The sequence below is a fragment of the Brevibacillus sp. NL20B1 genome (genome assembly GCF_018195675.1).
Lineage (GTDB): Bacteria > Bacillota > Bacilli > Brevibacillales > Brevibacillaceae > Brevibacillus > Brevibacillus aydinogluensis.
The window spans coordinates 124,635-143,951 of the sequence record NZ_JAGTPT010000008.1; the positions used below are offsets into that span (position 1 = coordinate 124,635).

Genomic DNA, 19,317 nt, shown 5'->3' on the forward strand with positions numbered 1-19,317 from the left:
AGTTTTATTTCATGCTCGCAGCCACACCTTCATTCGGTGACGAGATTGGGCGGCCGTTTCCCGAGCAGTGCGGCAACGAGATTTTGCGCCGCCAGCTTTGCCATGGCCAACCGCGTCTCGCGTGTAGCCGAGCCAATATGCGGCAGCGTTACGACATTGGGCATGCGCAGCAGCGGATTGTCAGGCGGCGTCGGCTCTTCTTCAAAGACGTCGAGTCCTGCACCCCAGATCCGTTTCTCCTGCAATGCTTCGATCAGGGCGGCCTCGTCTACCGTCCCACCGCGCGACGTGTTGATGAAAATCGCGGTCGGTTTCATCAGCGCAAACTGTTCGCGGCCCATCATGCGCCTCGTCTGCTCGGTCAGCGGGACCATCAGCAGGACGAAATCGGACTGCCGCAGTAGGTCTTCCAAGGAACAGTAGGTGATCCCCAGCGTTTGCTCCGCTTCCGGTTTACGGCGGCGATTGTGGTACAGCACATTCATGCGAAAGCCGTGTACAGCCCGCCTGGCGATCGCTTCGCCGATCCGGCCCAGGCCGATGATGCCCAGCGTTTTGCCGTGCACATCCAGCCCAAAGAGCCACTCGTCGTGCTTCCTCTCCCATTTGCCGTCCTTGACGAGCCGGTCCAGCTCGGGGATGCGGCGGGCAGCGGACAGGATCAGCGCAAACGCCAGATCTGCCACCGTCTCGTCCAGTACATGCGGCGTATTTGTCCCCATCACGCCGCGCCGTTTCATCGCTGCCAGGTCAAAATTGTTGTAGCCGACGGAGATATTGCTGACGACTTTCAGCCTGGGCGCATGGTCCAACAGTTCGCTGTCGATCCGCCCGCCGACTGTCAGCAACCCTTCCGCATCGGCAATCTCCCGCAGCAGCTCCTCGCGGGAAATCGGGGCCTCTCCCTCCCACTTGCGGTATTCGCAGTGCTCCGCCAGATACGCTTCCACTTGCGCCGGAATCGGCACAGTTACATACACATGCGGCTTCATATCCATCCTCCTCACGCGATGTATGCAGATGTATGCAAACGATCGATCAGGCCTGCTTTTCCCCAATCGGTTTTTTGACAAGCAACCAGTAACACAATGCTGCGCATCCGGCGATCACGCCTCCCGATATAAAGGCGAGCGCATATGAACCGGTCGTATCAACGATCATTCCGGCAACAACCGGGGAGAACGCGCCGCCAAAATAACCGCCAAAGTTTTGAATCGAACCGACCGACGCCACCATTGACGGGGGAGCGATATCTCCGGCAAGCGCCCACGCACTGCCGGTAATCGCCGAGATAAAGCAGACAGCCAATGTCATCAGCGTAATCGTTGTCCCAATGCCGTGCACGAATGGAATGATCACGACGACGGCGGCGGCAGCCAGGGCGCAAATGCCGATCAGCATCCGTTTGGCGTGCATCGGCTCGGCGATTCCCTTGTCAGCCAGTTTTTTCGTCAGATACCCGCCGAAGATATTGCCGAAGATTCCGCCGATCCATGGAATGCTGGCGTATATCCCCAGCTCCGTCAGTGAGATGTGGTGAACTTCTACCAGATAGAGAGGGAGGAAAATGAGAAAGATGTTCCAGATCCAGATGGTGCAGAAAAAGCCGAGAATCATCCCCCATACGCTTCGGTATGTAAACAGGGTGCGCCATTTGATGCCGGACTGCTGAATGCCCTGCTCGGTTCCGGCTCCGTCGGACTGAATATAGGCACGTTCTTCGGGGGACAGTTTGCGGCTGTTCTCCGGATTTTTGTAGAAGATGAGGAAGAAGATCACAAACACGATGCCGAGCAAGCCTGTGATGTAAAACAGCGCCCTCCAGCCGAAGCTGATCAGCAGGAACACGAGGATTGGCGGCGCAATCGCCGGACCCCATTTGGACGAGGAGTCCCAAATCCCTGTAGCCAGGCCGCGTTCTTTTTTCGGAAACCAGTACGACGTGATCTTGGCCGCCGTCGGGAAACAGGGAGCTTCTCCGATGCCGAGCAGCAGGCGGGTACCGATCAGGGAAGACAGTTTGCTCACGGCACCTGTCATCATCGTTGCGAGACTCCACCAGATCACGGCGATGGAATACACCTTTTTGGCTCCAAAGCGGTCAACCAGCCATCCCGAAGGAAGCTGCATCAGCGCGTACGACCAGGAAAACACCGTTCCCAGAAGCCCGATATCGGTTTTGCTCAGCCCCAGTTCCTTCATCATTTCCGGCGCGGCGATGGACAAGTTGGCCCTGTCCAGGTAATTGATGATTCCGCCGATCAACAACCACACCACGACCGTCCAGCGAACATTGTGCCTGGCCTGTAGGGAGTGTTCTGCTTTTGGCGACAGGAATGGCATAGGACAACCTCCTCAGGAATGGATTTATTGTTTTATAATATAAAACTATGTTTTACAATAACGGCACAACACAGGCACAGCATCATGTCCACAAACACCCGTCAGTGCACGATGGAAAGCGCTGTCATTCTTTCAAAGAAAAAAATTTGCCATGCACAGGCGGCGGAATCAGTCATGTTTTATCATATAAAACCATGTTCTCAGTTCAGTCTATTCTTTATTTTCTGTTAATACTTATACTATCGGCCTCGCACGGTGCTGTCAATGAATTTTTTTCCTTTTCTTCAGCTATTTCCGCCGGGGATGATCCACACTCCTTTGATTTAATCTTGCCTTGACGTCCGATTGCAGGAGAACCCGCCGCACAGGCAAAATCGACCATCAAATCCCCTTCCCTGTGGTATGATGAGGTCACACGAAGTCGTTTTGGGAAAGGAGTCCGCGATCCATGTATGTGGTAACCGCCGAAGAGATGCAAAAGATGGACCGGCATGTAATCGACGTTATCGGCATTCCTGCCGCCGTACTGATGGAAAACGCGGGCAGCGCCATCGCCCGCGACGTTCAGGAGTATTCCCGCACTCACGGGATTGACAAAGGGAAACGACCCCCCCGCTGGGCGATCCTCGTCGGAAAAGGGAACAACGGCGGTGACGGACTGGTGGCGGCGCGGCATCTGATGGAAAACGGCGTAGACGTCACCCTCCTTTTTGCACAATCGCCGGAACAGTTGACAGGGGAAGCCGCGCGGCAGCAGGAAATCGCGCGGCGATTGGGGATACCCTCCATCGTGTACGGCACTTCCCCTGTTGATTGGCGCTCATTTGACGGAATCGTCGACGCGCTGTTGGGGACGGGCAGCAAAGGCGCGCCGCGCGGCCCCTACGCGGATCTGATCCGGGAAGCGAACGCGAGCGGGCTGCCGATCATTTCCGCCGACATTCCCAGCGGTCTGGACGCGGATACCGGCGTGCCCCACGATCCCTGCATTCGGGCAGTGCGCACGGTGGCCCTCGCTTTTCTCAAACGGGGGCTGGTTCAGACAGGCGGCCTGGACAAGGCGGGAGAGGTCGTCGTACGCCCCATCGGTATCTGGCCGTCACTTGCCGACACATTCGGCATCCAAACCTTCCTGCTCGGCGAACAATTGTTTCGCGAACGGTTCCGGCTGGATCCGCGATTGCCGCGTCAAGCCGACACCCACAAGGGAACCTACGGACACGTGCTTGTCGTGGCAGGCAGCCGAGAGATGAGCGGGGCCGGGCTGCTCTGCAGCAAAGCAGCGCTTCGTGCAGGCAGCGGGCTGGTGACCTGGGTAATGCCCGACGCACTCCTCCCCGCGCTGATCGGACATGTACCCGAAGTGATGCTGGCCGGGCTTCCCGGGAAGTGGAATCTGCCGGAAGCCCGGGCAAAGCTGATCGCACTGGTCCGCAGCCGCTGCGTCACTGTCATTGGCCCGGGGCTGGGACGCTTTCCCGGCGATGCGGACTGGCTGCGCATGCTGTGGGAGGAGACGAACAGTCCGCTGGTCCTGGATGCCGACGCCTTGAACATTCTGGCTGACGCTGACCTCTCATCCTGGCCGAAGCGCGAAACCCCCACCATCCTGACCCCTCACCCCGGCGAGATGGCCCGACTTGCCAACGTGACGACAAGCGAGGTACAGCAGAACCGGATCGAGCTGGCCCGCTCCTATGCCCGTCGCCACCGACTGACGCTGGTGCTGAAAGGAGCCGGTACGGTAGTCGCTGCACCGGACGGCAGCGTGTACATAAACCCGACCGGCAACCCCGGAATGGCGACAGGCGGCGCCGGCGATGTCCTGGCCGGAATGATTGGCGGATTGCTCGCCCAAGGACTTCCCGCCGACCACGCAGCATGTCTCGCCGTCTGGCTCCACGGGTCCGCCGGTGACCGCGCAGCAGCCAAGCGGCCGTCGGGGTATTCGCTGATTGCAACGGACATCCTTGAGGAATTGTAGCGGATGACATCTTGACGTCCTGTACCGTGTCGATGATAACCTTGGCGGGAAGACAAAAAACCGTCCCCTGCGAGAGCAGGGGACAGTCCACAAACGACCGGTTTTATTCAATCCGTCACTGATTTCTTCCGATCCATAATGATGTCGGCTGGTTGGGTAATCAGATGTCTCTCCGGTGTGACCAAGCAGCCGGCGGCAGCCAGACGGTACGGCCAGAAGTACAGGGGATTTGCCTCATAGAGCGTGTGTTTGAACAGCAGCTCCGTTTCTCTGGTAATGGTGGTCAGCGGCACCTGATACGTCTGCAGTCGCCGATACTCACAGGCGTCGTTGAACCGCTCCGGACTTTGGCGAATGAGAAACGACAAACTTTTCAACCGGTGCTGCCCATCCACGAAAAACACGCTTTTCCAGAAGCCAAAGGGAATTTTCACCTGGCAGCCCGGTTGGCCCCGCACGCCGCAGTACTCTTCGTCGTCCTCCCTGAAAATCGGCCCGGTATACACGATTAATTTTTTCTCGCTTTCCATACGGTTCAGAATCCAATCCTCCAGACAGTTCCACACCCCCGTGTTGAAGTTGTGGTGCTGCAGGACGATATTGGCATAGCAGAACGAGTCCCGGTTGGCTTTTTCCGCTTCGTGCCGCTCTCCCCAGCATACGTCTCTTCTGCGCGTCAGATGCCCCTTGTCATAGTCATTTTGCGCATAGTATTCCGGCCCGACCTGATTCATTGCCCCGATGCGGTCATCCAGATGCCACAACCGGTTGGTGCGCGGTATGTTGACGAATCGGCTTTTATCCACGCATGCAGCAGAATAAACCGCAAACTTTCGCCGTTTGTTCATCACAATGGAGAAGTGGGTAAAGTCGTACACCCTCCCGTTTTCCAACGCGTCTTCCACCGTTTTTCCCAGCAGCACAGGCAGAGGAACTTCGTGCCGTTCTCCCAGAAAAACAGGATCATAGCCCATCCCCGATTCCTCCCTTTCTCCGTCGTGATAAAAATCCGGGCTGCATTTGCTGCGCCGCGTTTCCTGCATCAACATTTCGACAGCCCGTCTATCGAATCCTTTGACGAAAGAAAGGAGGTTTTGTAAAGATCGACGCCCATCTGATCCGATCGGCCACCTGTTCCGCCGTTCCGATGAGTCCTGTCTTGAACCCATCATTGTACTGCACAAGATTCACAAAATCGAAATTCGCCCACATCCCCTGCCGTTCCGGCGACGCCTGACCGGCAAAGCGCACCGCCGTTAATCCGGTAGAAATCGCCGCGAAAACACGGTCTCTTCTTCGGACCACATCTGTTTGAGAACGCGGATGAATTCTTCCGAACGCCTGTACCGTTCATCGTGATCCAGCCACGGTTCGCCGAACGCGTGGAATTCGCCTTTGAACCACCCGCTGACCACATTGACCGCTGCCCACCATGGCTGATCTGATCCAGCGTGGAAATCATCTTAGCCACCATCCCGGATGCCATAATCCGGGCAGCACAGCGGCAATGAGTTTGATTTTTTGCGTGACGGCTGCAAGGGCGGACGCAAGCGTTATGGCTTCCAACTGATTTTCCGCGTCGTAGCTGGCACAAAGCGAGTCTGGACCAGCGCGAATTCAAAGCCGGCTTTGGGGAAACTCACCCTCTCTCATGGCAGCGTCAATCATATGCAGTCCCTGTACGTTTTGTTCATGAAAAAGCCATTTTCCATGCCTGCATAATAGCCCGAGTGAGCCATTCTCCTCTGTCTGTTTTCTTGGTAGGGTAAAAAAGGTGTGACCACACTTTCAAGTCAGGTGAATCTCATGAAACGAATGGTTGTGTGCTGGTTTATCCTGTTGATGCTGCTTTGCGCGGGCTCTCCCCCTGTGTTTGCCCATGCCAGTCTCTTGGCTACCATCCCCCAAGACGGACAAGTCGTGCAAGCCAGCCCCGGGGAGATTGCGCTGGAGTTCAGCGAGCCGTTGGAAGAAGGGCTGATCGATCTCAAGCTGTACGATGAACACGGCCGTTCGATTGCGCTGACAGGCCCCCATCTGACAGCGGGCAACGCCGCCCGGATGCGGGCTGAACCGCCGAAACTGCCCGATGGCACATACACCGCAGTCTGGTCCGTCGTCTCCGAAGACGGTCATCCGGTCAACGGGTCTTTCACGTTCTCCGTCGGGCGTTCCGCGTCCGGAACCATCGCCCCCGTATCGGATGGAACTTCCGCCCTGCTCGACCGCATTCTGGCGGTGATCCGCTACGTCGTGGAAGGAACGCTGTTGATCGCAGCCGGCCTTCACTGGATCTCCTGGCTCGGCCGACGACGCGGCTGGCCAGCAGACATGCGCGCAACCGGAGGCAGGCGGCTGGCGGTGTGGATCGTCATCGTCGTCGGATTGATTGCCGAAGGGCTTCTCTACCTGGCGTCCCTGCCGGGGAACGCTCTGACATCGGTGTTTGCAAAAGGACAGTGGGCGCTCCTCGGACAATCCCCCTTCCTCGTGATGGTCGGGGCGCAGCTTGTGTGCATGCTGCTCGCCGCCGTCCCGGGCATGGTGGAAGGCTGGTACCTGGTCATGTGGGCACTGGCCGTGGGAGCGCTGGCCTTTGGCGGGCACGCGTGGGGCATTCAGCCGGTGTGGCTGGCCGCCTCGTTCCGAATCCTGCATCTGTTCGGCCTGGCGCTCTGGCTGGGGGCGCTGACCGGCCTGGTCCTGGCGATGCGCCGGGCGAGGAAAAGCGGTGACGCGATCGAGTGGGGGGCGCTCCGCCGGTTCTTTGTTCGGCTGGCGCTGCTCGCGTCCGCCACTGCCCTGCTCTCCGGCGCTGCCTTGACCGTCCAGCAAACGGATTGGGCAGTCTTGTGGAAGGGGCAGACGTGGAGCGTGCTGCTTGGCCTCAAGCTGGCGCTGACCGGCGTGATGCTGGCGCTTGCGATCGCGCAGACCCTGCGGTGGCGAAAGCACGGCCGCCTGACGTCGCCCGCGCTGCTGCGCTGGGAGTGGCGGGCGGGTGCACTGGCCCTGCTGGCCGGCGTCTGGATGAGCCAGTCGGCCTATCCCCTGCCGGTGACGTCCTACGCCAAAACCTTTCCTGCCGCTGACGCGCAAGTGGTGGTCAAGATCCCGCGAGTGGCACCCGGCACGCAGATCATGACCATCGAGTTCCCCGCACCGATGACCGAGCCGCGGCAAGTCCAGGTGCAGGTATCCAAGCCGGATGCGGAGATAAACAGGCAGCCCATCCCTGCTGAGCGGACAGGTACGGGGCGTTATCAGGCGGACATTCCGTTTTCCATGTACGGAACGTGGACCTATCGGATTGACGCCGCCTTCCACGATGGGACACATGCAGCATTCACCGACACGCTGTTTATACCAGGAGGAGGAGAAACACGATGAAGATGAACTGGAACAAATGGGCAAGCTCGCTCGCTGTCGCCGGAGCGCTTCTGACCTTCGCGGGAACGGCTAGCGCCCACGTCACGGTCTGGCCGAAGGAAACGAACGCGAACTCGTATGAACGCTATACCGTTCGCGTCCCGGTGGAAAAGGACAGCAATACTATCAAGGTGCGGCTGGAATTCCCGGCGGGTGTAAAAGTGGGTACGGTTCTGCCGGCCCCCGGCTGGACCTACGAATGGGAAAAAGACGCGGACGGCCGGTTCAAGGCGATCACCTGGACAGCCACCGCCGACGGGATCAAGCCGCATGAATTCATGGAGTTCGGCCTCTCCGCCAAAAACCCCGCCGAACCGGGCACGCTGATATGGAATGCAACTCAGACGTACGCCGATGGCACGGTCGTCGAGTGGACAGGTGCCGCAGGGTCTGACACGCCGGCCCCTACCGTCGCGGTTAAGGAAGCGGCCCAAACCGCCGATGACCATGCCGATGAGCATAAAGCAGCAGGGAACTCAGGGAACAACGAAGCTGGTCAGGCTGCGGCTCCGGCGGCACAGAACAGTTCTTCTTCGACCGGCAGCACGCTGCCGCTGGTGCTCTCCGGGTTGGCGCTGCTGATCTCGGTGATCAGCCTCTTCCGGAAAAAAGCGTAGGACGCAGACGCGGGGGAAACAGGGGGCACACGTCTCACATCTTGGATAACCTGATGTTTGCCCCCTGCCCGGGCCGCGTTTTGGAGCGGACCCGATCCACTGCTCTGCCGGTCGTAAAGAGAGCGAGCAGCGCCCATGCCAGCTATTCGTTCGTTTTTGGAACAGCACTTTTCTCCGTGGCCTTGACGAATACCCCCTCACTTTTTTCAAAGGCAATCTGAACACTCGGATCAACGTCCTTGATCGTGAACAGCTTTGTCCCTTCCTCCAGATAATTTGAGTGAATGATAAGTGAAGATGGTTCTACATCCCGTGGATATTCGTATTTCTCCTGCACGATTCCAATTTGTTCCCCGATCTTTTCTTTTGCTACCAGCTCGTCGTTGTTTTCATCATTTTTAATGACATACACACGGTTTTCGACAACCACAAATGGGTACGGCCAGCTTGCCGCTTCATGTGCTGTATTTTCTGTATCTGGCGATGGGGAGTTATCCGCACATGATGAAAGCAGTATCGCGGCAAGGGTCAGCATGACTGCGAGCGGAACGCGTCTCATTTTTCCCCTCCTCATCTGTAAAAAATAGGATGCAGATGATGTTATGATAACATCTGCATCCTGTATGGTAAATATTTCCTATCACTGTTGATCCGACTGTTTCCTGCCGCTCTTGAATGCTTTCACATCGTAAAGATGATGGCTGGAGCTGATGATATAATCCGGCTTCGGCTTGCCTCTCGCCTGCCTGTGGCCTTCCAGATGGGCTTCGCTCAGCTCCCATTTTTTCCATGCCTCTCTGGATTCCCAGCGGATCATGATGATAACTTCTTCTTCCCCTTTTTTGCTGCGTTTGACGAGCACGCTCAGATCAATAAATCCTTCCGATTTTTCAACGGCCCCTTCTCTTTTGAACCGCTCGACCACCAGATCAGAGGTGCCTTCTTTCACGATCAGGTTCTTGGTTTCCACGAACACAGCACTCACTCCCTTCTATTTCTGAAACAGCCATGACAGCGCTTGGGGGAATCGGCTGCGGAAGCAGGAAAGCTCGTGCCGTCCGCCCTCCTCCACATGCAGCCGCAGTTGTTTCCCGTTTAACCCGCTGGCCGCCAGTATGGCATACGCTTCTTTTGTGCGCGCGACCATTTCCCGCTGCACGGTCTGCTTCCCTTCTCCTTCCAAACTTCCTACGTCCAGATAGAGTCTCAGCCCGGTCTGCGCCATTTTTTGCTCGCGCATGTAGTCTGCAAACCCTTCGTACCAGAACGAACCGGAAATGGAGCCAATTTTGCCGAACACACCGGGGTACAGGTACGCGGCGTACAGTGAGATGAGACCCCCGAGCGATTTGCCGATGATTCCCGTTTGATCGGGACGGCGATTGGTTTTGTACCTGCTGTCGATATGCGGTTTCACCTGCTCGACGATAAACGCGAGGTATTCCGCCCCTCTGCCGCCGAAGTCAGCGAATCGCTCCGACAAGGCCTTGGCAAACCAGGGGGTGTACTCATGAATCCGGTCGACCGGTGCGATGCCGACCATGATGAGTTCGGCCAGTTCTCCGCTGGCAAACTTCCGCTCGATTTCCTGCAGAGAAGCAGCGGGACGCAAAGAAGAATCCGCCTGTTCTGCAAACAAATCGCCGCCATCGTGCACGTAGACGACCGGGAACGAGGCAGCACCGTCCGGATACGAGGGCGGCAGATAGATCGCAAGTTCCCTCTCTCCGATATGATCAGTGATGATTGTGCCCTTCACGGCGGTTACCTCCTACATTTTTGCCCGGAACAGCAAATAGACGAAATACGGCACGCCCACGATGGATATGACGATTCCCACCGGCAGTTCGGCTGGGGAAAAGACGGTTTTGGCAATAAAATCGGAAATGACGACCAGCAGCATGCCGACCAGTCCGCTAATCGGCATCACGCGCCGATGATGCAAGCCGACCAGCCGTTTGGCGATATGCGGAGACAGCAGTCCGACAAACCCGATACTGCCGGATACGGAAACGCACGCGCTGACAAGTCCGATGCTTGCGATCAACAGCACGCTTTTCTCTTTTTCCGTTCGCACGCCCAGACCTTTCACGCTCTCTTCTCCCAATTGAAGCACGTCCAGGATCGGCGCTTTGCGGAAAACGACCGGAACGAGCAAAAGAAACCACGGAATCATGGACAGCACGTAGTTCCAGTTGGCGTTCCAGATGCTTCCTGTCAACCACACCGCCGCCATCTCGTAATCCTGCGGATTCATCTTGAGCGACAGATAAATCGTCGCCGCGGACAGCCCTGAACCGACGGCAATGCCGACGAGGATCAGCGTTCCCGGTTCCAGTCTGCCGTTTCTCCACGCGAACAGGTAGATGAAACCGGCAGCCATCAACCCGCCCGCCAGGCCAAACATGGGCATCGCCATGATGGAAAGCAGGCTTGCTCCAATCATTTTTCCTTCAAACAGAAGCATGAACAGGACGCCGGCAAATCCCGCTCCCGCATTGATGCCGAGAATGCCAGGATCGGCCAGCCCGTTCTTCGTAATCCCTTGAACGACGGTTCCGGCGATCCCGAGACCAAAGCCGACAAACGCGGCGATGACAATGCGCGGCAGACGAAACTCGAAGACGACCATGTCGTGCTCGTGCACCGGATCGATGCGCAGCAACGTTTTGATCACATCGGTGACGGTCAGATTGAATACGCCGTTTGTCAGGCTGACATAGACGACGGCAAGCAAAAGGACTGCGCCGGCGACGAGCGTCATCCAATAGCGCCGTTCCATGCTCCTACGCATGTTTCTTCCCCCCTCTCGTGCGGATCAGGTAGAGGAAGAAAGGAACGCCGAAGAGCGCACAGACAACGCCGACCGGCGTCTCAAACGGGTCATTCAGGAATCGGCTCAGGACATCGGCAAGTCCCAAAAAGACAGCGCCAAGCACGCCGGAGCACGGGACGATCCAGCGATAGTCCAATCCGACCAGAAATCGGGCCACGTGTGGAATGATGAGTCCCACAAATCCGATTTTTCCGGCCAACGCGACGGAAATGCCGGTCAGGATGACGACGGCGGCGGTAGCGACCGCCTTGATCAAGGTGGTCCGCTGTCCCAGGCCGATGGCCGTTTCGTCGCCCAGACTAAGCACGGTAATCGAGCGGGAGATGAGCAGGGCCGTCACGATTCCGACGATGGCAAAGGGCACGGCCACCTTGATCATGCCGGGGTCGATCTGGTGCAGCCGGGCGTTGTACCAGAAGCTGACGTTTTGCGAGACTTGAAAATAACTCGCAAGTGCCGCCGATGTGCTGCTCAGAAACGTTCCGATGACAGTGCCGATAATCGCCATGCGCACCGGTGACATCCCGTTTGGCACCAGGGAGGCCATGCCGAATACCATCCCCGTCCCCAGTGCCGAGCCGATCAGCGAAAACGCGATCATGTCCAGGGACGTAGCGTCCGGCAGCAGGATCATGCAAAGAGTGATGACGAACGCCGAACCGTCCGTCACGCCCATAATGGAAGGGGACGCCAGGTAATTCCTTGTCATCCCCTGCATGAGTGCGCCTGACATGGCGAGGAATGCGCCGATCAGGATGGCGCCGATTGCTCTCGGCAGCCGCGAGTGCATGACAATCTGATGATTCACGTTGCCGGCGTCAAAATGAACGAACGCCTCCCACACCACGTGTGCCTCTATATTCCGTGCGCCGTAGAGAATGGATGTCAGGATGACGATTGCAATCGCAATCGGTGACAGCCCCAAAATCAGGGCCGGCAGTGGAAAGTTTCGTCTCATGTCCGTTTACACGCCTTGTTCAAGATTACTGGGACAGTTTCTCCACGGCAGCTTTCAGAAAGTTGATTTTGCTCCACGCTGTGCCGCCTTGGGCAAGCGGATCGACGACGTTCACGTACACCCTGTTGTTTTTGACTGCATTGATGCTCTGCCAGATCGGATTGGCCTGCACCTCTTCCAGCGCTTTCGGATGCTGCGCGTTTTCATCCAGGGAGAACTGTACGAACACGTAATCCGGGTTCATTTCGCTGAACCTTTCCAGGGAAATGGTCTCCTGCGCCTTGGCCGCTTTGATCGGTTCCGGCACTTCCAGGCCCAAATCCTTGTACAGCGTGTCGTTGAAGTATACATTCTCCGGGTAGATGTTGATGTTGCCCTGTCTGTAGCGGATGACTACAACCTTTTTGCCTTTCAGCTTCTCGCCCAGCTGTGCCTTGGCCGCTTCCGCATCCGCCTTGTATTTCTCAAGCGCCTGTTCGGCCAGGTCCTGTTTGCCCGTCAGCTCCGCGAGAAGGCGGAGATTGTTCTCCCAGTTGGTGGAAATGTGGGAGTACGGAAACGTCGGCGCAATTTTGACCAGCTTTTCCATGACTTCCGGCTTGAACTTGGAGGTGCCCAGGATGACATCCGGCTTCAATTGGAGAATCGTCTCAAAATTCGGCTGCGTCTTCTCGCCGATCGACACCGTCGACCCGGTAATCTCCTTGAATATGTCCGGGAATTTTCCCCCGATGGTAATACCGCCGACCGGTTGCACGCCAAGCACGACGGCGTCCTCCATCGCTTCCAGGCTTCCGGTGATGACGATCCGTTCCACTTTGGCCGGGACGCTGTAATCCTTGTCCAGATAGCGGACTGTTCTCGTCGTTTGTTCAGCCGTATTTCCGGCGGGCACCACATTACCCGCGCTGTTGTTCACTTTCGTCGTGGCAGTCTTGTCAGCAGAACCGCAAGCCGCCAACAACAGCATGAGCAGGGCGACGAACCCCGTCCCTGCACGCTTTAATCCCTTTTTCATGTACAGTAAATCTCCTTTCAGCAACCCCTCTAGTAATTGAGGATGATTCTCATTGCTAATTCTAAGGACGAAAGACGTTGATGAACATGGACAATATACAGAAAACAGCATGGACAAAATCCAGATCACATCCGTACATATTCCTCCACGATTCGCTGATGGGCAGTCCGCATTCACTTCTGCCAGCCATTGGTTGACGCGACGTCCTGGGGAACGAACAAAGGGAGAGCAGCTGCTCTCCTTTTCAGACTGATGACAAACTGTATTTTTTTGATCGAAGTTCCGAATGTAAAACCATCTTTCATCGTTGTCAGGCCGAAAGGCCTGCAGATTAATCAAACCGAAGGTGGAGAAAAAGTACACGGCATGGAGTGATGGGCCAAGCGAGCTCCTTTGACGACCTGCACAGCGGAAAAACGCTAGACGCGGGGAATACAGGGGACACAAGTCTCACTTCGTCGAAATGCCCAGATGTTTGTCCCCTGCCCGCGTCGCGTTTTGCAGCGAACAATATCCACTACTTTGCTGGTCGTCAAGAGAGCGAGCGGGCCCGATCACCCATGCGCCACGGACTTTGTCTACACGCTGAAAGGGAGAGCAACTGCTCTCCCTCTGCTGATTGACGTTCCGCGGTGCTGTGCGATCCGCCGCTACATCGCCTGAATTTTTTCCCACAACTGCTTTCCCTTCTGCCACACATCTTTCCAAAATTGAGTCCACGACGCTTTCTCGAGGTCGTCCTTCTGCATGCTGCCCACCAGCAGGAAGTATTCGCGAATGCCGGAACAAATCGCTCTCGACAGTTCGGCCTGCTTTTCCGGACGCGTCATCTGCTCCCGATCCCGCGCATTGCTGATGTATCCCATTTCCACAATCACAGTCGGACATATGGAGTGGCGCAGCAAATAATACGTCTTTCCCGCTTTTGGTTCATCCTTTTTGCCATACAGTTCGTTTAAGTGATGCTGCAAGATGTCCGCAAGCAGGAAACTTTGATGGTTTTGCTGATACAGCACAAGTCCCCCGCGCGTGTTTGGGTTTGTAGACCAGTTCACATGCAGGCTGACCATGATTTGCGGGTCCAATGCGGCAGCCAGGCCCCGCCGCTGCGCCAAGTCGCGCTTGTGACGGGATGACGTTTTGGACCACCGATTTTCATCACTCAGCGCATAATCCCCGGTGCGATTGAGGATCACCTGATACCCTTCGGCGGACAATTGATGATACACTCGTCGCGCAATTTCCAAATTGATGTCCTTTTCGTACAGGCCTCCGTAAGAGGTTCCCCCGTCAATCCCCCCGTGTCCCGCATCAATGATCACATGGATGGGAGAAATTGCCTGACTGAAAGCAATGGCATGCCCAGGATACAGGAGCAGAAACGCCGTGAACACGACGCATGTTCGCTTCATTCTCCCTCTACCTTTCCGGCTTTTTTCGTAGTATGTTCCAACGAAAAAGCGGACATGCGCCGCCGATTCCGCTGTGACGCAGTATAGACAACCTGCGGGGTGAATTCATGTCCGTGTGCATGCAGGGGGACTTCGAAAACCCTCTCGTCAACAAAAAAGAGGGACGTATGCCCCCTTTACATCATATCATCGTGATGTTTTTTCTGAGGACGAATCAACTCGCCTGCCTGTTGCAGCGTCTGCAGCAGTTCGCTGACTGTCCTCACCTGATCGACAATGGTTCCCAAATCGAGGTTGAGTTTGGGAAAGGCAAACAAGGATCGCCTGCGAGGCGCATTGATCTTCTTCCATTCCTGAAAGTGCTTCTGCAGCGCTTCCGGGTTCCTTCGCTCCCGCTTGGGCACCTTGTTGGCTCTGAGCCAATCGTGAAATTCCTGAGGGTATTCGCCGTCTGGTTTGATTTTGCGCATGCAATCACCTCTTTTTCGTGACGGTGTACTCAGCGTCTATGGGCACGTACACTGCGAGAAGTGAAAAAAAGCAAAGGGGGAGCCCCTTTGCACCTCAGCGCAATCATCGCCGTCTTTAACAGTCGCAATCACACCCGACGATGACCAGCAGTATGAACAATACCAATGCCAGCGCAAACCCATCACGATGGAAGATACCCATATGCAATTCCTCCTTTCGCACATGTAGTCGTCATACTCTATGTACAAAAGGTAGGAAATGCTTATACGCGTACCCATGGTGACAAAAATTTCTTTTGCATCACGATACGAATGCCCCTATTGCAGCCACATCCTGAACAACCCCTCTACAACGCCGAGGTTGTACATGTAATACAGGCCAAACACGGCACTGATCCCTCCGGTCAATTGTGTCAGCACGCGGCTTATTCCGGCGTTTTTCGCGCTGATGACGAAGGGAATCCCGATGATCGTCGTGGTCAGGAGCATACCGATAATCGTGCCGGCCCCAAATACCAGGATATACAGGCCGCCTTCCCATACACTCTTCACCGCAGCCATTGTCCACAGGACGAGCGCAGCGCTGCCCGCCAACCCATGCACCAGTCCGATCAGCAGGGATTTTCCGTACGACACCCGTTGCAGGTGTTTGCGGGACTCGCTCTGTACGTGCGAGAAGGCATTTTTGTGCAGTTCCCCGTCATGTTCATGCTCATGCACCTGGATGTGCCGTTTCTTACGGGAACGAAGACTCGTAACGCCCAGGTATACAAGCATGATCCCGACGAGGAACTCCAACGACATGGCCACTTTTTCGGGAATGCCGTTCTTTACCAGAAGAAATACCATGCCGACGACAAACAGCGTGGCGGTATGTCCGATTCCCCAGAACAAACCGGCCAACGACGCATTCCCCAATCGCTTCGTCTGCGTGGCGACCGTGGATACCGCGATCACATGGTCCGGTTCAATCGCATGTTTGATCCCCAATACAAACGCAACTGCCAGCACCGACAACAAACTCGCTTCCATATCTGTGATTCCGCCCTCTCTTTTTCCATTTTTACCTATCAAATCTTCCGATGGGTGGCAACCCTATTTTCATCTGTGAATGTTGCTTGCCTATGCAAGCGTGTCGGCACGCGAATATACAGGTATGGTAATGCCAGAATATAGAAAAGAGGGTGATGTGTATGTACAATTATCCTGGACAATGGCATGACCAATCGTCCGAACAATGGTCCACACAATCGCCTTATTGGTCGACAGAATCGTGGGACCAATCGTATTGGCCCGCCCAATCTCCATCGCAATATCGTCCGCCGCGCCGGCGATTCTGTCCGGACTTTTGCAGACGCTGTCCCCCGGAATGCTGCCGACGTCCCTGGAGAAGGGGTTATTAAGTGCCCCAGCTGCATGCAGCCCTCGCTGCTGCTGCCGTGATCAGGTAATGGTTCCGACAGCAAGCAGCATACACGAATGAGCCACATCCCGCCAAAGTGGGTGTGGCTCTCACTGTGCCGCAAGCTAGGCTTTTGCCACGTTGACGCGTCCAGAAAAGAAGGTGGCTCCGCCGCCCATGTCCGCAAGACGGTCCGGCGTGAGCGCATTCACCAACCGTTTCGTGCCTGTCATATCCGCCCAGAGCCCCTGGCTTACCACTACGCCGGGCAGCACATTCTCGCCTATGGCGGCGACCAGTTCACACTCGCCACGTTCGTTCCAGACCCGCACCTTATCCCCGTTGTTGATTCCGGCCCGTGCCGCATCGGCAGCATTCATGTGCAGTCGAGGCATTTTTTCCAGCTGCACGTGCTTGTCTTGATGGGAGAAAGTCGAATTGAGGAAATTATGATTGGGCGCCGGAATAAACCAATACGGGTAATCGCCGTCTTCGGCTTCGGCAAGCGGCACATACGTCGGCAGCGGCGGATATCCTTCCCGCTCCATCCTTTCCGAATACAGCTCGATTTTCCCGCTGGGTGTAGGAAGGCGTCCCGGAAACAGGGGTTTTACATTTGCCTTGACATACTGCTTCTCCACCAGTGTTTCATAGTCGATGCCTTCCAGATACGGGTTCCGGTGGTTGGAAAGCGCCTGCCGGATCAGCTCCTCCTCCGTGTCCTGAAATGCCTGTTCATCAAATCCCATCGCTTTCGCCAGCAGGCGGAACACTTCCACATTGGACCTGCTTTCTCCATACGGCGGAATCACTGGCCGCTGCAATTGAATGTAGTGATGCCAGTACGAGGTGTAAAAGTCCGTGTTTTCAAAAGAAGATGTCGCCGGAAGCACGAGATCGGCATACATGGCCGTCTCCGTCAAAAACATGTCGTGCACGACGGTAAACAGATCGTCGCGGGCCAGCCCGCGGCGCACCTTGTTGGCTTCCGGGGCCACAACAGCCGGGTTGCTGCTGTACACAAACAGCGAACGCACCGGCGGGTCTAGCTCAAGCAGGGCATCCCCCAGCTGATTCATGTTGATCAGGCGCGCCTGATTATCGGCGCGCAAATCAGGACGCTGCAGCGCCTGCTTGTTGAACCGCAGGTACTCTCCGTTCCCCTTGATCGCTCCGCCCCCTTTTTTCAGCCATTGGCCGGTAAGCGCGGGTAGACAGGCAATCGTCCGCACGCACATGCCGCCATTGTCATGATGCTGCAGCCCGTTTCCGATGCGGATAAAAGATGGGGACACTTGACCGTACATGCGGGCCAGCCGGACAATATCCTCCACGGGAACACCCGTAATGGCGGAAACGGCAGCGGGCTCGTACCGCTTTACATGCTCCCGAAGCTCCTCATGCCCTACGGTATACTGGCGGAGAAAATCTTCGTCCACCATGTTTTCGGCAAACAGCACATGCATTATGCAAAGGGCAAGTGCGCTGTCCGTCCCGGGCATGATCGGAATAAACCAGTCTGCCCAACGTCCGGTCTGGTTTTTGTGCACATCGATCACGACGACCTGGGCTCCGTTTTTGCGCGCTTTCTCGGCAAGCGCCACCTGGTGCATGTTTGTGCTGACCGCATTAATCCCCCACATGATGATCAGCTTGGCATGGACCGTATCCTCGGGGTCCGTCCCAAAGCTGCCGCCCATGGTATACTCGTACCCTTTTGTTCCGGCTGCATTGCAAATCGTTTGCTCCAGCCTGCTTGCGCCCAGGCGGTGAAAAAACCGGCGGTCCATCGATTCCGCACTGAGCCTGCCCATGTTGCCGTAGAAACTGTACGGCAGGATGCTTTCCGGCCCCTCGCTGCGAATCAATTCCTTCCAGCGGGCAGCAATCGTTTCAATCGCTTCGTCCCAGCTGATTCGTTCAAATTTGCCTTCCCCTTTTACGCCCACACGCTTTAACGGATAGGAGAGCCGTTTGGGGTCGTAGATTCGCGCTGTCATGTTTCGTACCTTGTTGCAGATAGCTCCCCGGGTGACGGGATGGTTGGGATCGCCCTCGATTTTCACAATCTTTCCATCTTTTTTGTGTACAAGGAGACCGCATTGATCCGGACAATCCAGTGAGCAGACAGACGGAAAAACTCCACTTGGCTGATTGGCGTAGTGCTCCACAGTGTATCTCCTCTCCCGTTTTTACACGATGGAACCAACTGCCCGGCATACGCAGTTGCTCTGCTCGACGATCGTGACTTTTTTTCGTTTATCTTATCACGATACGCGCTTGATTTCGCACCTGTCAACTCCCTTGTCGCCAACGATGCCTTCACGTGTTTCGCCGGTCGCGCTGCACCATCGGGGTGTCCTCTCCCTTCTTGGGCTTGCGCGTTTTCAGAAACGCTGGACGCGTACGCAGCTTTTTCATCGGAATGCGAATCAGCATATCCGTCCAGTCGCGCAAACGCAACGGAGAAAACGGCGACAGATAGGGAACCCCGAACGAAACCAGCCTGGCCACATGGGCATGGATGAAGAGCAGGCCCAGGATGAATCCGTACGTCCCCAGCAGACTGCTGCAGACCAGCAGAAAGAAACGCAGAATCCGGTGTGTGATGCCGAGATAATACACAGGCGACGTAAAGGAGGAGATCGCGGTCAGTGCGACGATGACAAGCGTCACGGGACTGACCAGGTTGGCGTTCACAGCCGCCTGCCCAATCACAATACCGCCGACGATGCTGACCGCCTGTCCGACCGGCCTGGGCAGCTTGACGCCAGCTTCCCGGATGATCTCTATGATGAATTCCATGATAAAAATTTCCATAAAGATAGGAAACGCCACCTTGACACGT

General features: G+C 56.2%; 18 protein-coding genes and 1 pseudogene. 3 read left to right on the forward strand and 16 right to left on the reverse strand.

Annotation, left to right across the window (positions count from 1 at the left end; translation table 11 throughout):
• Positions 1-29: 29 nt before the first annotated feature.
• A complete protein-coding gene (locus tag KDN35_RS07750) occupies positions 30-992 on the reverse strand; it encodes a 2-hydroxyacid dehydrogenase (RefSeq protein ID WP_171564606.1) in 963 nt (320 codons plus the stop codon).
• A gap of 46 nt (positions 993-1,038) precedes the next feature.
• Positions 1,039-2,343, reverse strand: coding sequence for an MFS transporter (locus tag KDN35_RS07755; RefSeq protein ID WP_171564605.1), 1,305 nt, complete (start codon positions 2,341-2,343; stop codon positions 1,039-1,041).
• Positions 2,344-2,791: 448 nt separating this feature from the next.
• Between KDN35_RS07755 and KDN35_RS07760 the strand changes: the two genes are divergently transcribed.
• A complete protein-coding gene (locus KDN35_RS07760; RefSeq protein ID WP_171564604.1) occupies positions 2,792-4,327 on the forward strand; it encodes an NAD(P)H-hydrate dehydratase in 1,536 nt (511 codons plus the stop codon).
• Between the two features lie 107 nt (positions 4,328-4,434).
• Here the strand turns inward: KDN35_RS07760 and KDN35_RS07765 are convergent, their stop codons facing one another.
• Both KDN35_RS07765 and KDN35_RS07770 read right to left on the reverse strand, forming a co-directional pair.
• Positions 4,435-5,301: a DNA/RNA non-specific endonuclease gene (locus KDN35_RS07765; RefSeq protein WP_212132480.1), complete on the reverse strand. Its 867-nt coding sequence runs from the start codon at positions 5,299-5,301 to the stop codon at positions 4,435-4,437.
• Between the two features lie 142 nt (positions 5,302-5,443).
• Positions 5,444-5,958 (reverse strand): annotated as a pseudogene (locus KDN35_RS07770) (LLM class flavin-dependent oxidoreductase); the annotation flags it as partial.
• A 175-nt stretch (positions 5,959-6,133) separates the two neighbouring features.
• On the opposite strand from KDN35_RS07770, the gene KDN35_RS07775 reads away from it, so the two are divergent.
• The gene (locus KDN35_RS07775) at positions 6,134-7,717 is read left to right on the forward strand and encodes a copper resistance CopC/CopD family protein (RefSeq protein WP_212132481.1); all 1,584 of its coding nucleotides are present in this window, start codon (positions 6,134-6,136) and stop codon (positions 7,715-7,717) included.
• A 2-nt stretch (positions 7,718-7,719) separates the two neighbouring features.
• A complete protein-coding gene (locus KDN35_RS07780; protein ID WP_171564743.1) occupies positions 7,720-8,373 on the forward strand; it encodes a YcnI family copper-binding membrane protein in 654 nt (217 codons plus the stop codon).
• A 142-nt stretch (positions 8,374-8,515) separates the two neighbouring features.
• On the opposite strand, the gene KDN35_RS07785 is transcribed toward KDN35_RS07780, so the two are convergent.
• The 12 genes from KDN35_RS07785 to KDN35_RS07840 form a co-directional block, all read right to left on the reverse strand.
• A complete protein-coding gene (locus KDN35_RS07785; RefSeq protein WP_171564601.1) occupies positions 8,516-8,932 on the reverse strand; it encodes a hypothetical protein in 417 nt (138 codons plus the stop codon).
• 81 nt (positions 8,933-9,013) lie between these two features.
• The gene (locus tag KDN35_RS07790; protein ID WP_171564600.1) at positions 9,014-9,349 is read right to left on the reverse strand and encodes an antibiotic biosynthesis monooxygenase family protein; all 336 of its coding nucleotides are present in this window, start codon (positions 9,347-9,349) and stop codon (positions 9,014-9,016) included.
• Positions 9,350-9,364: 15 nt separating this feature from the next.
• On the reverse strand, positions 9,365-10,132 hold the full coding sequence (locus KDN35_RS07795; protein WP_171564599.1) for an alpha/beta hydrolase: 768 nt from the start codon (positions 10,130-10,132) through the stop codon (positions 9,365-9,367).
• Between the two features lie 12 nt (positions 10,133-10,144).
• Positions 10,145-11,155 carry a FecCD family ABC transporter permease gene (locus tag KDN35_RS07800; RefSeq protein WP_212132489.1) on the reverse strand — a complete coding sequence of 337 codons (1,011 nt, stop codon included), beginning with the start codon at positions 11,153-11,155 and terminating at the stop codon, positions 10,145-10,147.
• Between the two features lie 4 nt (positions 11,156-11,159).
• The gene (locus tag KDN35_RS07805; RefSeq protein ID WP_212132482.1) at positions 11,160-12,167 is read right to left on the reverse strand and encodes a FecCD family ABC transporter permease; all 1,008 of its coding nucleotides are present in this window, start codon (positions 12,165-12,167) and stop codon (positions 11,160-11,162) included.
• Positions 12,168-12,192: 25 nt separating this feature from the next.
• Positions 12,193-13,185, reverse strand: coding sequence for an iron-hydroxamate ABC transporter substrate-binding protein (locus KDN35_RS07810; protein WP_212132483.1), 993 nt, complete (start codon positions 13,183-13,185; stop codon positions 12,193-12,195).
• 650 nt (positions 13,186-13,835) lie between these two features.
• On the reverse strand, positions 13,836-14,597 hold the full coding sequence (locus tag KDN35_RS07815; RefSeq protein ID WP_171564595.1) for an N-acetylmuramoyl-L-alanine amidase family protein: 762 nt from the start codon (positions 14,595-14,597) through the stop codon (positions 13,836-13,838).
• Between the two features lie 176 nt (positions 14,598-14,773).
• Positions 14,774-15,067 carry a hypothetical protein gene (locus KDN35_RS07820; protein WP_212132484.1) on the reverse strand — a complete coding sequence of 98 codons (294 nt, stop codon included), beginning with the start codon at positions 15,065-15,067 and terminating at the stop codon, positions 14,774-14,776.
• Between the two features lie 115 nt (positions 15,068-15,182).
• A complete protein-coding gene (locus tag KDN35_RS07825; protein WP_171564742.1) occupies positions 15,183-15,269 on the reverse strand; it encodes a YjcZ family sporulation protein in 87 nt (28 codons plus the stop codon).
• A gap of 116 nt (positions 15,270-15,385) precedes the next feature.
• Entirely contained in the window at positions 15,386-16,099 is a 714-nt protein-coding gene (locus tag KDN35_RS07830; RefSeq protein WP_171564593.1) for an urease accessory protein UreH domain-containing protein, read from the reverse strand.
• A 495-nt stretch (positions 16,100-16,594) separates the two neighbouring features.
• Entirely contained in the window at positions 16,595-18,640 is a 2,046-nt protein-coding gene (locus KDN35_RS07835; RefSeq protein ID WP_171564592.1) for a molybdopterin-containing oxidoreductase family protein, read from the reverse strand.
• A gap of 151 nt (positions 18,641-18,791) precedes the next feature.
• On the reverse strand, positions 18,792-19,317 hold a 526-nt coding region (locus KDN35_RS07840), incomplete at its 5' end, for a spore germination protein (RefSeq protein WP_212132485.1).

What these genes read in the sequence shown, in the direction of transcription:
- KDN35_RS07750 (WP_171564606.1), bottom strand. Translation starts at nt 992, where the DNA reads ATGAAGCCGCATGTGTATGTAACTGTGCCGATTCCGGCGCAAGTGGAA.
- KDN35_RS07755 (WP_171564605.1), bottom strand. Translation starts at nt 2,343, where the DNA reads ATGCCATTCCTGTCGCCAAAAGCAGAACACTCCCTACAGGCCAGGCAC.
- KDN35_RS07760 (WP_171564604.1), top strand. Translation starts at nt 2,792, where the DNA reads ATGTATGTGGTAACCGCCGAAGAGATGCAAAAGATGGACCGGCATGTA.
- KDN35_RS07765 (WP_212132480.1), bottom strand. Translation starts at nt 5,301, where the DNA reads ATGGGCTATGATCCTGTTTTTCTGGGAGAACGGCACGAAGTTCCTCTG.
- KDN35_RS07775 (WP_212132481.1), top strand. Translation starts at nt 6,134, where the DNA reads ATGAAACGAATGGTTGTGTGCTGGTTTATCCTGTTGATGCTGCTTTGC.
- KDN35_RS07780 (WP_171564743.1), top strand. Translation starts at nt 7,720, where the DNA reads ATGAACTGGAACAAATGGGCAAGCTCGCTCGCTGTCGCCGGAGCGCTT.
- KDN35_RS07785 (WP_171564601.1), bottom strand. Translation starts at nt 8,932, where the DNA reads ATGAGACGCGTTCCGCTCGCAGTCATGCTGACCCTTGCCGCGATACTG.
- KDN35_RS07800 (WP_212132489.1), bottom strand. Translation starts at nt 11,155, where the DNA reads ATGGAACGGCGCTATTGGATGACGCTCGTCGCCGGCGCAGTCCTTTTG.
- KDN35_RS07805 (WP_212132482.1), bottom strand. Translation starts at nt 12,167, where the DNA reads ATGAGACGAAACTTTCCACTGCCGGCCCTGATTTTGGGGCTGTCACCG.
- KDN35_RS07810 (WP_212132483.1), bottom strand. Translation starts at nt 13,185, where the DNA reads ATGAAAAAGGGATTAAAGCGTGCAGGGACGGGGTTCGTCGCCCTGCTC.
- KDN35_RS07815 (WP_171564595.1), bottom strand. Translation starts at nt 14,597, where the DNA reads ATGAAGCGAACATGCGTCGTGTTCACGGCGTTTCTGCTCCTGTATCCT.
- KDN35_RS07820 (WP_212132484.1), bottom strand. Translation starts at nt 15,067, where the DNA reads ATGCGCAAAATCAAACCAGACGGCGAATACCCTCAGGAATTTCACGAT.
- KDN35_RS07825 (WP_171564742.1), bottom strand. Translation starts at nt 15,269, where the DNA reads ATGGGTATCTTCCATCGTGATGGGTTTGCGCTGGCATTGGTATTGTTC.
- KDN35_RS07830 (WP_171564593.1), bottom strand. Translation starts at nt 16,099, where the DNA reads ATGGAAGCGAGTTTGTTGTCGGTGCTGGCAGTTGCGTTTGTATTGGGG.